We start from the raw sequence: 14,139 nt of genomic DNA, 5'->3' as shown, positions 1-14,139 counted from the left end.
GATTTAGATCTTTTTCAGTAAAGTCGCGAGGATCAACCCCAGATTTCCAAACAAGGTCTGCCGGTATAAACCAGCCCGCTGGAAGCCTAAAATTCTTAGAATGAATTTTTGCCTGCGCGCAGCCTTGAATTGGGTGAGTTTCGCTTGATGCTCTTGGCTCAAGCGATGGCGCATTGTTTCAAGCGCGTGGATGTTCTGAGTATTCCACTCGTAAAAGTGCCCTTGAAAAACCATGCGTAAACGCTTGAATCGTGCGATCCAACAGGAGTTATTGCCGACCAGATTTTCGTCGTGCTGGCGGTATAGCACCGTGGGGACTGGATCGTAATGGACCTTCCCCCCAGCGCCGGAAATAAGCTGGTACGCCCACCAATCGTGAGAAGGGACAGCCAAGTTATCGCCCGCCTCTTGCAGGAGCTCACGCGCAGCCTGGTTAAACACCATGGTGTTACCGCCACCAATATTTTGAACCAGTGCATTGGAGAAATGCGGCGCAAGACTGAACTTTGGTGAATACCCAAGGAGCATGCCTGACTCACACATCAGCTCGGTTCGACTACAGTAAAGCGCCGGAATGTGACCGGGAATAGTCTTTAGCCAGACTAATGCCTTCTGAAGCTTGTCCTCCTTCCAGATATCGTCCTGATCGGACCACGCATAAAAGTCTGCTTTTATATGTGTCCGACAGGTCAATGAGAGGAAGTTGGCAACGAAGCCTCGCCGAGGCCCCTCAACGATCTGGAGGCGCCCCCCCCCCCCCCACTGAATGCTTGATACCTGCAGAAGGTGCAAGGTCTGGTCCTGGGAGCCATCGTCTGAGACATAGAGCGTCCAGTTACGATGGGTTTGCCGTTGGAATGACTCCAACTGCTCGGCTAGAAACGACGCCCCGTTGTAAGTACACATCAGTATTGCGACTTTTTCAGTACTGCAATCGCTCAACTTGGCACAGACGGAACCAAGATGAGAATCAAGGCAACTAAGCACAAAATCCCTTTCCTATGAGTATAAGTAAGAAGCTGAATAATAGAGTATTGTCAAGAGATTTAATCGGCGATATCGCGGGCATGGCACTTTACCATTATATTTTCGCCCAACCTAGCTGCGGCCAGCTTTAGCCGCTCAAGCAAGGAGTGGGCATACCTATAAGTGTCTGTATTTACTGGTGCTGTGCTGTTTTTGGCATACCAATGTCCCGAAGCTTACAGCGCCTAGGTTCAGCTGCCAGCAGCTTCAGAGCCTGCCTGAAACGCCTACAGCCTTTCGGCGGTGTATCCAGAAAAAAGCATGAGCGCAGACCGAAATCCGCAGCTCATATTCGCCATGCTGGTAAACCAGCCGAGGGCATACCCCAGGTTGCCACTGCAATCGGCCCACATCGGCAGCAGCGCATCCGAGACCTCTGCAGCCTTCATCCTGACCCCTTCTGCGCTCAGCAGAAGGTCAACGGTTACCGTTCTATCCAGCAGTAAGGCCGCGCTGCCCAGTACGCGCGAAAGCGATTGGCGATCGAGCTCAAGCGTCAGGCCGGCGTGTAGATTCGCTGCCAGCTTTCGCTCGAATGGATTGGCATGCTGCAGCGCAAGAGCTTATTAATCAAAAGCAGAGTAAAAATCCGCGTTTTTGACGCCACGAATGTGACACCCTTCGCGAAAATGACGAATTTTGCGCTATCTGAACATCTCCGTCTATGAATTCAGGAGTGAAATGGTTGATGTGGTACTTCAGCTTGAGCTTTGATGAGCCAAAATGGAGCGCCAACAGCTAGTAATCATTTGTGGATCAGGACGCCACTAACACTCCGAAAGACAGTATTTCCGGAACATTCCGCGCCGCGCACGTGCGCGAGGCGACCGCGGGCCTAAGCAAAGCTAAGAAAAAGCTAACATCCAGCTCGCCTAGGAAGGGCGGGTGAAAAGTCTGGCCGTCCAGTCCTCAAGCGAAGGGGGCGCCATCATTCAATGCTCGCCCGGAAAATGCCTTTGTGAGCGGCAAGCCCATGACCTCATCGTGAATGGGGCGACGAAGCATTAGATCCTCCTTGGTATACCTGTACGCGAGCCAGCCTATCGATTACCCAAGCCGACTTCGGACTTGCTCCAACGCAGCCTGAATCTCAACTTCTTGCTGCCCAGCAATATCAAGTTCACGACATAACCCGCGCCAACCTGACAGCGCATCCAGCGTCTGCTCGATGTACTGATCCACTTTTAAAAAGCTGAAGGCCTCACAGACCTTACGCAACGCCTTGCGTGTGGGCAGTCCTGCTCCGGCAAAGGCTGTCGTGTGCTCATCAGCCATGCCACGCACTCGCGCAAAGGTCAGGTCATACGCCGGAGACAGCACCCAACGCCCTTGATCAAACAGGTACGCGAAGTTTTTTGAATGGTCATCGTGGTTGTGCGCGAGCGCATTGAAGACCATTAAACGCGCCATTTTCTCGACCTCGCCAGCATGCCCAGTGATGGCCCAGGTGGCGCGCAGCAGGTCGCCGTAATCCAACGAGGGGGCTCGGTAATCGGCGTAAAGGATGCCGCATGCCGTCAGCATGTGGATCTTGCGCTCCCCGTCACGATCAAAACGCCTCGCGGCGAAGAAGCGCTCTACCCCGTTCTCAGTCTGCACATTTAAAAGGGCAGGCTCCGCCATTTCGATCCCGGCACGCCGGGCCATTTGCGCGTAGGCATCCTCAATGGCACCTGTGTCACGGTGTTCATCTGGCGCACGAAATTTTACCAACCAATGCTCGTAGCCCTCGACCAACGTTTTGAATGACGACGCACAACGCTGCTTGTCCTGTGACAACGCCACGACCACCTTAGGTCGCGCCCCCGCAGGCGAGCCGCCCGCCAACCGCAAGGCATCCAACGTCGTTTCTGTGTCACCCTCGTAGACCTCAAGCGCAGCCTGGTACAAGCGCTCAAGATCCAGTGATGAATCGGTCTCGGATTTTTCCAAAACAGGCCGATATTCCAAGGCACCCATGGCGCGGTCGCCCATGTAAGCCAGCCGATCCAGTGCCGTAATGGCGCGTCGATCAATGCCACGCTCGCGCAGAAAGAACCGATCCATCAGCAACATGCCCCAGCCATCCGGCAAGGAGTCAGCGAACACGCCCATCAACCCGCCGAACAGATGAGGATCAGGTGCCGCCTGCGGGGAGGACTTGAACTCCATGTTCAACGGAGAGAGGTTGAACCCTGTCGCCAGCCACTGCTCGTCGTAGGCAAAAAAGGTTCCGCGCCGAGGCACTGACACCAACTCACCGACCCGGGTGCCCGCGAGCAGTACCTCGACCGAGGTCACGTTCTTCATTTGCGCCCCCGGACTCGTCCGCTCTGCTTGAGTTCATCCAGCGAGACGGGCTGCGCCTGCGTAAACAACCCAGACAACTGCTGCGCCACGCCGAGGGACGATGCCAATAGCACCAGCGCATCCAGGTTTATCTGGCCGGTCGTTTCAAAACGCTTGATGGTCGATTCTGATACACCGGCCCGTTCGGCCAGCGTCTTGCGCGAGAGATTCTGCGCCAAACGCAGAGCGCGGGCGCTCTCGCCGATCCGCTGCTGCAATTCGCTAGGTGAGAACAGTGCATGGGTGAGCGCCATCGAATTCGCCTTGCTGGTTGCGCCTAAAAACTGATCTATCAATGGATCAAATATAGACCATTAAACCTATAAATAATCAATAAAAGCTCATTTATGAGCCTTAGCTATCATGGATATCTTCAACCGCGATAGCCTCCATGCGCCGCCCGTAGAACTCTACCCAGTCAACGTCGCCGAACTCTTTCTGCAACAGACCTCGCAAGAAAGTATGCAACTCAGAAAGAGCCTCGGCCTTCTCATCGAAATAGGAGTAGCGGTCGTAGATCGCGTCCACCGACAGGTCCTTGTGATTCAGGATTCGGCTGCGCACATCCTTACCCAAGCCACGACTGGACATGTGCGTGGTCGCCGAGCGGCGCAAGTCATGCACGGTCGGTCGCGGGTAGCCATCTGCCACGCGCAGAAGCCCTTCTTCGTCCATGCGCGCCTGATCCTTTACGTAGCTGTCGTAAAAACGGCGCATAGCGCGATTAAGTGACGGTTGCGTCTGCGTGGTTCCTGGCCTGCGCCCTGGGAATACGTACTGCCGATATCAGCGATGGGGTTGTATTCGGCACGACCGGTAGCAATTGCATACCGGTAGACCTCTTGGCAGCGTTGACGAGCCTTGCGTAAGATTTCTAAGGCTCCACGCGACTCTATCCGGCGAAAGGTGGAGAGCCATTGCAGTGGTTTGATATCCGCGAGGGGAAGGTTTCCCATTTGCGGGAAAATATCCCTCTCGAAAGCTTCCATAACGTCGCTGGCATAGCCCTCGGACCATCGAGGAGTCTTGTGCTGATGCCACTCCAGTTCAAGTTCCTTGAAGGTGTTCGCTCGAGCTATCGCTTCTTGCACTCGCTTAGCTTGGCGTTCCTGCCCTGGGTGCTTGCCTTGGGCTACAAGCTGGCGAGCCTCGGCCGCCAGTTGTCGGGCTTGTGCAAGTGTCACTCGGTCGAGGGTGCCCAAAGAAATGTGGGACTGTTTGCCATCTAGGCGAAAGCGAAAGCGCCACGATTTACCGCCTTCGGCGCGAATCCATAGGAATAGACCGCTACCATCAGCAAGGCCGTAATCCTTGTCGCGAAGGGCAGCGTTCTTAACTTGCAGGGCAGTTAATGGCATAGGCTGAGTACCCAAGATTCTTTGAACAACTCAAAGGTACTTATTTGGGCACTCAAATAGCAAGCGCTTGGGTGGGACTGAGTGGCACTGCATAAAGCAAAAAGCCCGCACTGGGCGGGCTTTCTGGAGTTTTCATGACACTGCTTGGCACTGCATGAAACGCTTAGATGGTGCCGGCACCAAGAGTCGAACTCGGGACCTACTGATTACAAGTCAGTTGCTCTACCAGCTGAGCTATACCGGCATTTCAGGGGCGCCATTATATCCATTCATCTGGCCGAGTAAAGACGTCTGCGCATTGTTTATTCTGATTATTTTCAAGCCTCACTCGGTCTGAAGTCGGCAAGGCGTGGGCGGCGCTCTCGGGTATGTCTTGGGCGCGGACTGCGTGCTCGGAAATGCTTCCCGGATTTTTCTGCTTAGTGCATCCAGGGGATGGGATTGCGGCATTTTTCAGATTCATATGGGGTACGCATCGCCGCGGTGAAAGCAGGCCATTCTGCGACCTAGAATTGCGCGCCTGAGCGGCTCTCCTGCAACAGCGGCGCGCCGCTATGGAAGGGGCGTTCCGGGCTGATGAGTGTGGCTAATCAGGTCGTTTAATGCGGTTCTGGCGATTAGCTGCGAAATCCTTATGCACAAGCTGACGTTGTTTGGCGAGAGTACACATGCGTTTTGCGAGGTATTTCTCTGATTTTTATAAGTGTATGTTTTAATTGATTTTTATTTGTTGTTCAAAAAACGAGCAGGCGCCGCGAGAGCCGATGGTAGAGGCGTTAGGTGGGGTTGCTCAGAAACTATCAACACAGTTATCCACAGATAATGTGGACAACTTGGGTGAACGCAGCGGCGTTCAGCGTTCAGCGAGCAGCAGCAGGTTGCGCGGGGTGAGCTGGCGTGGGCAGAAGCTGCCGAGGCGCACGCTGAAGCCCTGATCTTGCAGGTAGAGCGCACGGTCGAGTAGCAGCCAGAGTTCCAGTGGGCGGCGGAATAAGCCGCGCAGCAGTTCCAGGTTGCGCACCTGGGCCAGTCGTTGCCAGCCTTGGCTCTGCAGTTGTTGCCAGTTTCTTGAAGGGTCTGGTGCGGGCAGTTGTTTCAGGGCGGCGAGGTCTGTGCAGTAGTCGGCGAAATCTTTAGCCAGCCAGGTCGTCGGCAACGAAGGTGTGGGCAGGTACTGGTCGATGCCGCGCAGTTCGCGCTGCAGCACGTCGAACGCCAGGCGCCAGGCCATGGAGCGATCGCGCTGGCGGCGTACGCGAGCGCCGGCGGTGACGGTCTCGCTAAGGGGTAGGGCCAGATCATCCAGCGAGAGTCGCAAGGCCGATGCCTGGGCCGTTGAGGAGAGCGCCTGGTAATTGGGGGTGGTGATGCGGTTGTAGCAGCACGGCGCTATGGCCAGCTGCTGGCAGTCGGTCGCGCTGGCGAGTTGCATCAGGCGTACATGCAGGTCGCCGCAGGCGTGTAGGGCGACTGGGGTGTGTTCGCTGCGGAGCTGGGCGCCGGCATCGGCACCGAGTACATCCTGCTGCAGATGCCGGGCGTTGAGGTGCAGGCGCTGGCTGAGCAGTTGGCCGCTGTGTACCAGTTCGGGGTTGTGCTCCAGGCAGGTCAGTGGGCGCCCGTCATGCGCCAGCATGCGCCCGAGATGGCCTTTGCCGGCGCACCAGTCGAGCCAGTGTCGTGCCGGTTGGTGAAATTGCAGGCAGCCGGCGAAGGCCTGGATCTGTTGCCATTTGCGGCCCGGGACGTCGACCGAGAAGCGGGCCGGCAGTGGCGGCAATGGTTGTGGCGCGAATGCGCCGATCTGGCCCAGGGTGCGCGCTTGCGCAGCGAGTTCGACAAAGGGCGCGGGTGCATCCAGCAGGTGTGGCTGATTGTGGTTGGCCTCGGCCTGTTCCAGGCTGCGCGATCTGAGCCAGTGGGCGAGTTCTGGATGCTGGTTTTCCCACGGCAGTTGCTGGTGGGTGAATGGCCGCGGTTGCCATAGCGCTTGGTGCTGCAGCAGAAATGCATCCAGCGCCTGGAAGCGCTGGAGCAGGCTGTCGCCGCTGAGGGGGGAGTCGTTCATGGTCGTGTCGTCAAGCCTGGATGGGGCAGTGAACGCCCCGGCGCGTCAGCGGCCCTGGCAGGCGTCGACCCTTAGCCACTGTTCCAGCAGCTTGAAGCCGCGGACCAGGATGAAGGCGATCAGCAGGTAGAACATCCCGGCGGCGAAGAAGATCTCCACCGGCAGGTAGGTGCGGGCGATGATGGTGCGCGCCATGCCGGTCAGCTCCAGCAGGGTGACGGTGCTGGCCAGGGAGCTGGCCTTGAGCATCAGGATCACTTCGTTGCTGTAGGCCGGCAGGCCGATGCGCGCGGCGCGCGGCAGGACGATATAGAGCATGGTCTGCCAGCGGGCCATGCCCAGGGCTCGCGCCGCTTCCACTTCGCCCGGCGGTACGGCCTGAATCGCGCCGCGCAGGATCTCGGCGATATAGGCGGCGGTATGCAGGGTCATGGTCAGGATGGCGCACCAGTAGGCGTCGCGCAGGTAGAACCAGAGCGGCCCTTCGCGCACGGCGTCGAACTGGGCCAGGCCGTAATAGACCAGAAATAATTGCACCAGCAGCGGTGTGCCGCGGAAGAAGAAGATGTAGCCGTAGGGTACGGCGCGGACGAACCAATGCTTGGAGGCGCGGGCGATGCCCATGGGTATCGCCAGGATCAGGCCGGCGACTACCGCGATGGCGACCAGCTCCAGGGTCAGTACGGCGCCTTCGGCCAGGCGCGGCAACCACTTGATGATGACTTCCCAGTTCATGAGGTGCTCCTGACAAAACCACGGCCGGCACGCTGTTCAAGGACATGCAGGCCGATCATGGCGAGCACGGTGAGGCCCAGGTAGATAAAGGCCGCCACCAGGAAGAAGGTGAAGGGTTCTTTGCTGGAGGTTACGGCGATCTGCGAGCGGCGCATGATTTCTTCCAGGCCGATTACCGACACCAGGGCGGTGTCCTTCATCAGGATCATGAACAGGTTGCCCAGGCCGGGCAGGGCGATGCGCCACATCTGCGGCAGGATCAGGCGCCAGAAGATCCGCGGTACGGACAGGCCCAGGGCCTGACCGGCTTCGCGATGGCCCTTAGGGATAGCGAGGATCGCGCCACGAAATACTTCGGTGGCATAGGCACCAAAACAGATGCCCAGGGCGATGGTGCCAGCGGCGAAGGCGCTCAGTTCGAGGCTGTCGATGCCCAGCAGGTCGGCCAGGTTGCGCATCAACTGCACGGTGCCGAAGTAGATCAGCAGGACCCAAAGCAGTTCGGGTATGCCGCGCACGATGGTCGAATAGGTGCCGCCAAGCCACTGCAGCGGCTTGTACGGCGAAGTCTTGGCCAGGGCGCCGAGCAGGCCGAGCACCAGACCCAAGCTCAGCGCACAGAGTGCCAGCTTGATGGTCATCAGGGTGCCGGCGGCCAGAGCCGGGCCGAATCCGTAGAGGTCTAAATTCATGGGGGGTCAGAAGCCTGCATCGCCCGTGAGGGCGACGCAGGGCAGGCTGCTCAGTAGATGCTGAACGGGAAATATTTATCGTTGATGGTCTTGTAGGTGCCGTCTTCGATGATGGCCTGCAGCGCAGTGTTCAGCTTCTCGCGCAGTGGGTCGCCCTTGCGCACGGCAATCCCGATCTTGTCGTTGTCGAATACCGGCTCGCCCTTGAATTCGAAGCTTTTGCCTGCATCGCTCTTCAGCCATTCCCAGTTGACGAAGGTGTCGGCCAGTACGCCGTCGAGACGACCCGAGGACAGGTCGAGGTAGGCGTTTTCCTGGGTGTCGTAGAGCTTGATGTCGACGACGCCGTCCAGGTTGTCTTCCAGCCAGGTGCCAGCGATGGTGGCGCGCTGAGCACCGATCACCTTGCCTTTGAGGCTGGCCTTGTCGGATTTGAAGTCACTGTCTTTCGGTGCGATGAATTGCAGTTTGTTGGTGTAGTAGGGCTCGGTGAAGTCGACTGCCACTTTGCGCTCATCGGTGATCGACATCGAAGCCACCAGGAAGTCGAACTTCTTGGCATTGAGGGCCGGGATGATGCCGTCCCAGTCGGAGGTGACCACTTCGCACTCAGCTTGCATCTTGGCGCAGAGGGCCTGGCCGATGTCCACGTCGAAACCACCAACCTGGCCGCTGGCGTCGATCAGATTGAAGGGTGGATAGGCCCCTTCGGTGCCCATCTTGAGCTTTTCGGCAGCGACGGCGCCGGTACCGAACGCCAGGGTGGCTGCCGCGGCCAACAGGATTTTCTTGTAATTCAGCATGCGAGAGTTGCTCCGTGTTTAGTCATTGCTGGACATGAATTGTTTGCAGCGCGCCGAAGCCGGGTTGTCGAACACTTGCTCGGGTGAGCCTTGTTCTTCCACCAGGCCCTGATGCAGGAACACCACTTCACTGGAGACCTGGCGGGCGAAGCCCATCTCGTGGGTGACCAGGAGCATGGTGCGACCTTCATCGGCGAGCGCGCGGATCACATTAAGCACTTCTTGGACCATCTCCGGGTCGAGGGCCGACGTCGGCTCATCGAACAGGATCACTTTCGGCTGCATGGCTAGGGTGCGGGCAATCGCCGCACGCTGTTGCTGGCCGCCAGAGAGCTGATTGGGATAAACATGGCGCTTGTCGGAGATGCCGACCTTGGCCAGCAGCGCCTCGGCCCGCTCGATGGCCTCGGCCTTGCTCAGGCCGAGCACCCGGCGCGGCGCCTCGATGATGTTGTCGAGCACGCTCATGTGCGGCCACAGATTGAAATTCTGGAAGACGAAGCCCAATTCGCTGCGCAGGCGGTTGATCTGCTTGCCATCGGCGGCGACCAATTCGCCCTGCTTGCCGGGTTTGAGCTTGAGCTCCTCGCCGGCGACGATGATCTGACCCTGGTTGGGGTTTTCCAGCAGATTGATGCAGCGCAGGAAGGTCGATTTGCCGGAGCCGGATGAGCCGAGAATCGAGATCACGTCGCCATCGTGGGCGGTGAGGGAGATGCCTTTGAGCACCTCGAGGTCGCCATAGCGTTTGTGCAGATTGCGGATTTCCAGCGCGGGCGTGGCCTCGGCCATGGGGTGTCCTCTTCTTATTCGGATGCGCTCCGGCTATAGCGTTGCCTTCCTGGCGAGGCGTCAAGCTAGCATAGCGTTTCGCCAGTCGCCAAGCCGTTTGGTGTGCGTGCATGGCCTGGCGTGTCGCGGGTGTCGCCTGGCCGTTGTTGCCTGTCGCGCAGGCGCAATATTGCGCTTAGCGCACATCGAGGCCTCGCTGACGCGCAGGGGTAGCGCGAGCTTGCCGTCATCGGAGCTGTAGAGAGTCAGGTCATGCATGGCAGCGGACGTCGCTGGTGGCCATGGCGTACGGCGAGCGAGGTCGCCAGCTCTTTCTGCAGATAGAAAAAAGGCCCACATCGCTGTGAGCCTTTTTCGGTATTTATGGTGCCCAGGGACGGAATCGAACCGCCGACACGGGGATTTTCAATCCCCTGCTCTACCGACTGAGCTACCTGGGCCAACGGGGCGCTATTAGACGGATTTGAAGGGTAGGTGTCAAGCGTGAGTTTGAAAAATATTTAGTTATTACGGGCGCTTAGGTTCAAGTGGGGATTTTTTGGAGGCGACGGGGTTGCAGCCAGTCCGTAGAGGGGTTAGCCGAGCAGTGGCGTAGCCCATCGATTGTTGATGGGTGGCGCTGCGCTCAACTCACCCTGCGTTTCTACGCTTTCCTCGCGAGCGAGGCTGGGCGGTTTACTCGCTGGGTGGCACGTAGCCTTCGGCCTGGGCGTAGTCCTCGCCGGAGAGGAACTTGTCCATCTCGGCCTGGAGGAATTTGCGGTCCTCAGCGTTCATCATGTTCAGGCGGCGTTCGTTGATCAGCAGGGTCTGGTGCTTCTGCCATTCGTCCCAGGCTTGCTTGGAGACGTTGGTGTAGATGTCTTCGCCTTTGGCGCCCGGATAAGGTGGGCGGTCGAGGCCAGGCAGTTCTTGTTTGTGCTTGCGGCACATTACGGTGCGGGTCATGGCTGCTCTCCAGTGTTCTGTTCGGTCGCGAGTGCGTCGGCCGCGCGCTTCAGCAGTTTTTTTACCGGGGCGGCAAGGCCCAGGCGCGGCGGTGTGGCGAGGTTATACCAGAGCCAGTCGGCCTCGGCCACGGCCGATGGCGCGGCTTCGACGCGGATCAGCCAGGGTTCGATGGCCAGTTGGAAGTGGCTGAAGGTGTGGCTCAGGCCGGCCAGTTCGCGGCGCTCGCCCAGTTGCAGGGCGTGACGGTTGGCGAGCAGGTCGAGGCTGGGCAGGTCGTCCAGCTCCGGCAGACTCCACAAGCCGCCCCAGAGGCCGCTGGAGGGGCGGCGGTAGAGCAGGACCTCGCCAGCCCGGCTGGTCAGGATCGGCATCAGGGTGCGCCTCTGTGGCAGCGCCTTGCGCGGTTTGGCGATCGGGTAGCGAGTCTCCAGGCCGAGCAGGTGGGCCTGGCAGCCACTTTGCAGCGGGCAGAGCAGGCAGCTGGGTTTGCTGCGGGTGCAGAGGGTGGCGCCGAGGTCCATCATCGCCTGGGTGTAGTGGTTGACCCGTGCCTGCGGGGTGAAGCGTTCGGCCACCGCCCACAGTTGTTTGGCCACTTTCGGCTCGCCCGGGTAGCCCTCCTGGGCCACGTAGCGCGCCAGCACCCGCTTGACGTTGCCGTCGAGAATCGGCGCGCGCAGGCCCATGCTCAGGCTGGCGATGGCGCCAGCGGTGGAGCGGCCGATGCCGGGGAGTTCGGTCAGTTGTTCGGTGTCGGGGGGGAATGCGCCGCCGTGCTCACGCATGACGATCTGTGCGGTCTTTTGCAGGTTGCGCGCGCGGGTGTAGTAGCCCAGGCCGGTCCACAGGTGCAGTACTTCGTCTTCCGCTGCTTCGGCCAGGTCCTGCACGGTCGGCAAGGCGGCCATGAAGCGGTCGAAGTAGCCGAGCACGGTACTGACCTGGGTCTGCTGCAGCATGATTTCCGAGACCCATACGCGGTAAGGATTGATGCCCTGCTGCCAGGGCAGATCCTTGCGTCCGTGGCGGTCGTACCAGTCGAGGACCGCCATGGAGAACTGCTCGGGACTCATCGGTTGAACAAACCCTTGAGCGCGTCTTTCAGTTCGGGGCTGACCTTGTCACCGAGCTTTTCTTCGAGCTTCTGGTTGATCTTGTCGCCGGCCAGCTTGGCGGCGACCTTGCCCATGCCGTCCTGGTCCAGGCGGCAGGTCTTGCCGCCCATTTCCAGTGGGCCACGGCAGCGTACTGGCCAGGCGATGCCGACATAGCGCTCGTTGATCTGGCAGGCCGGATCGGGCATTTCGCGCTGGTCTCCGCTGGGGGTGATGCCGACGCGGTAGTCGAGGCCGAGTACGCGCAGGTCCAGGTCGCCATTGCCGCTGACCGCGAGGCCTGGAACCTGGATTTTCAGATCAGGGTTATGGGCTACGCCATTGAGGAAGGTCAGGTTGCCTTGCAGCGTGTCGAAGGGCGTGTCCTTGTTGCGCGGCTCGCTACTCAGTGCCTTGCGATTGAGTGCGGCAATACCGCGGCAGAGTTGTTGTTCGAGGTCGGCGCCGACCAGAATGCCGTCGTTGAGGGCGAAGCTGGCCGTGCCATTGAGGCCGTCGATCCAGGCTTTCAAGCTGTTGCCGCTGGCGCTCAGGTTGGCCTGCAGGTCGAGCAGGCCTTTGACCGGCGAGGGCTGCTGTTCGCTCTTGAGGAAGGGCTCTACGCTGATTCGGAGCAGGTTTTTTTGCAGGCTCAGCAGGGGGGTGGCGGGGCGTACATCGACCGTCGCCTTGGCGTCGAAATTGCCACTGCCAAGTTTGCCGCGCATCTCTTCCAGGGTCAGCAGGCCGGTCTTGCTCTTGGCCTTGAGGTTGACGGCGCTGAAGGCTTGCTTTTGGTAAGTCAGCTGGTCGAGGCTCAGCGCCAGTTGCAGGTCGAGGCTGCGCAGGCGCTCGATCGGCAGCACAGTTGCGGCGCTCCAGGCGTGCTGGGTTGGTGCCTTGGGCAGCGGCGTGCTACCGCTCTGGCCGGCGCTGGCGACGCTTTCCTTGACCTCGGCTTGGCGCGCGGCGCCGGCATCCTGGCTGTCCTTGGTTGGCTTCGGCAGGTAGCGGTCGAGATCCAGGCTGTCGCCTTTCAATTGCACGCGCAGGGCTTGCTTGGCGAAATCGGCGATGCCGATCTGGCCGTTGAAGCTGCTGTCATCGAGCTTCAGTTTCAGCTCTTGCATAGTCAGGCTGGTCGGGCTGCCGTTGAGGCGGGTGACCAGTTCGAATTGGCTCAGGGCCTTGTCATCGTTCAACGGCGGCAGTGTTTGGCCGATGGTGGCGAGAAATTCGCGCAGGTTTACCGGCGCGATGGACAGGCCGCCGGTCAGTTTTGGCTGGGTATCCAGGTCGCGAATTTTCACTTCGCCGAGGGCGCGCAACTGGTTGGCCGAGAGTTTCAGGCCGTTCCATTCGGCAACCTGGGCGGCCAGATCGACCAGCAGCTGGCCTTGCAGGGAGTAGGTCAGGGTTTGCCCGTCGAAGGGCTCGCCGGAGGCTTCGCCGGAGATCTTGGCGTCTTCCAGTTGGTAGCGCTTGAGCGCCCGGTCGAAGCGCAGCTCGCCTTGCAGTTCAGTGCGCGCCCGCATGACCGGTTGGTTGGTGCCGAAGAAAGCGCTGAGTTTGACCGGGATGGCGGTTCCTTCGCGGATCGCCCCGGTGGTCAGTTGAATGCTTTCGGCGCTGAATTGCTGGCCTTTCTGCGCGTCGTGGTAATCGATGCGTGCGCTGTTGACGATCAGGCTGTCGATATCCAGCTTGATCGGTTGGGCGCTTTCGCTGGTGCTGGCTGGCGCACTGTCGGCGGATGGCGCGGGTGCCTCGCCGGTCGGCGTGCTGGTGGCCACGGCCGGTTGGGGCGGGCGGCCGACATCTTCCCAGTTGCCGCGACCTTTTTCGTCGCGCTGCAGGTTCAGGTTGAGGCCGTCGACGCGGATGTCGCTCATCTGTACTTCGCGGCGCAACAGCGGCAGCACGCGTACCGACAGGCCGAGCAGGCGCAGGTCGGCAAAAGGCTGGTCGGGGGTGGTGGCGCTGGCCAGGGTGGCGTCGGTCAGTTCGAGACCGAGCCAGGGGAACAGGCTCCAGCCGATGTCGCCATTGAGGGTCAGCTCCAGGTTGGCCTTGTCGCGGGCCAGCTGGCGAATTTCGTCTTTGTAGTCGTTGGGATCGAACAGATGGGTCAGGGCAAAGCCCAGCGCCACCAGGATCAGCAACAGCCCGAGAAAAAACAGACCCAGGATTTTGCCGAGCGCTTTCATGGACGATTCCTTGTTTCGGTGAACTTGAATTGAGTCGGCGAGTATAGCGCCGACCGCTGCAATAGGCCGGCGAAAGTCCGGCTAA

Annotated in this window: 13 protein-coding genes and 2 tRNA genes; all 15 read right to left on the bottom strand. The window is 59.7% G+C overall.

Features of this window, described 5'->3' with window-relative positions; genetic code table 11:
* Nucleotides 1–3: 3 nt before the first annotated feature.
* Nucleotides 4–906, bottom strand: coding sequence for a glycosyltransferase family 2 protein (locus VCJ09_RS21870; RefSeq protein ID WP_324732119.1), 903 nt, complete (start codon nt 904–906; stop codon nt 4–6).
* A 1,167-nt stretch (nt 907–2,073) separates the two neighbouring features.
* Complete coding sequence (locus VCJ09_RS21865; protein WP_324732118.1) at nt 2,074–3,315, bottom strand: type II toxin-antitoxin system HipA family toxin; 1,242 nt, start codon at nt 3,313–3,315, stop codon at nt 2,074–2,076.
* Complete coding sequence (locus tag VCJ09_RS21860) at nt 3,312–3,608, bottom strand: helix-turn-helix domain-containing protein (RefSeq protein ID WP_324732117.1); 297 nt, start codon at nt 3,606–3,608, stop codon at nt 3,312–3,314. Before VCJ09_RS21860 ends, VCJ09_RS21865 begins: the two co-directional genes overlap by 4 nt.
* Before the next feature lie 100 nt (nt 3,609–3,708).
* On the bottom strand, nt 3,709–4,029 hold the full coding sequence (locus VCJ09_RS21855; RefSeq protein ID WP_324732116.1) for a site-specific integrase: 321 nt from the start codon (nt 4,027–4,029) through the stop codon (nt 3,709–3,711).
* Nucleotides 4,030–4,043: 14 nt separating this feature from the next.
* Nucleotides 4,044–4,712, bottom strand: coding sequence for a tyrosine-type recombinase/integrase (locus tag VCJ09_RS21850; protein ID WP_324732115.1), 669 nt, complete (start codon nt 4,710–4,712; stop codon nt 4,044–4,046).
* A 168-nt stretch (nt 4,713–4,880) separates the two neighbouring features.
* Nucleotides 4,881–4,956, bottom strand: a tRNA-Thr gene (locus tag VCJ09_RS21845).
* Between the two features lie 609 nt (nt 4,957–5,565).
* Complete coding sequence (locus VCJ09_RS21840; RefSeq protein WP_324732114.1) at nt 5,566–6,780, bottom strand: methyltransferase; 1,215 nt, start codon at nt 6,778–6,780, stop codon at nt 5,566–5,568.
* Nucleotides 6,781–6,825: 45 nt separating this feature from the next.
* Entirely contained in the window at nt 6,826–7,515 is a 690-nt protein-coding gene (locus VCJ09_RS21835; RefSeq protein ID WP_324732113.1) for an ABC transporter permease, read from the bottom strand.
* Nucleotides 7,512–8,207, bottom strand: a complete 696-nt coding sequence (locus tag VCJ09_RS21830; protein ID WP_324732112.1) for an ABC transporter permease — start codon at nt 8,205–8,207, stop codon at nt 7,512–7,514. Before VCJ09_RS21830 ends, VCJ09_RS21835 begins: the two co-directional genes overlap by 4 nt.
* Nucleotides 8,208–8,257: 50 nt before the next feature.
* Nucleotides 8,258–9,010, bottom strand: a complete 753-nt coding sequence (locus tag VCJ09_RS21825) for an ABC transporter substrate-binding protein (protein WP_324732111.1) — start codon at nt 9,008–9,010, stop codon at nt 8,258–8,260.
* 18 nt (nt 9,011–9,028) lie between these two features.
* Nucleotides 9,029–9,802, bottom strand: a complete 774-nt coding sequence (locus VCJ09_RS21820) for an ABC transporter ATP-binding protein (RefSeq protein WP_324732110.1) — start codon at nt 9,800–9,802, stop codon at nt 9,029–9,031.
* A gap of 364 nt (nt 9,803–10,166) precedes the next feature.
* A tRNA-Phe gene (locus VCJ09_RS21815) sits at nt 10,167–10,242 on the bottom strand.
* 235 nt (nt 10,243–10,477) lie between these two features.
* Complete coding sequence (locus VCJ09_RS21810) at nt 10,478–10,750, bottom strand: oxidative damage protection protein (RefSeq protein ID WP_324732109.1); 273 nt, start codon at nt 10,748–10,750, stop codon at nt 10,478–10,480.
* On the bottom strand, nt 10,747–11,826 hold the full coding sequence (mutY, locus tag VCJ09_RS21805) for an A/G-specific adenine glycosylase (protein WP_324732108.1): 1,080 nt from the start codon (nt 11,824–11,826) through the stop codon (nt 10,747–10,749). The genes VCJ09_RS21810 and mutY overlap by 4 nt, the downstream gene beginning before the upstream one ends.
* A complete protein-coding gene (locus VCJ09_RS21800) occupies nt 11,823–14,054 on the bottom strand; it encodes an AsmA family protein (RefSeq protein WP_324732106.1) in 2,232 nt (743 codons plus the stop codon). Before VCJ09_RS21800 ends, mutY begins: the two co-directional genes overlap by 4 nt.
* Between the last annotated feature and the right edge of the window lie 85 nt (nt 14,055–14,139).

The organism is Pseudomonas paeninsulae, assembly GCF_035621475.1.
In the GTDB taxonomy this organism is placed as follows: domain Bacteria; phylum Pseudomonadota; class Gammaproteobacteria; order Pseudomonadales; family Pseudomonadaceae; genus Aquipseudomonas; species Aquipseudomonas paeninsulae.
This window is presented reverse-complemented; position numbering and strand designations above follow the sequence as displayed.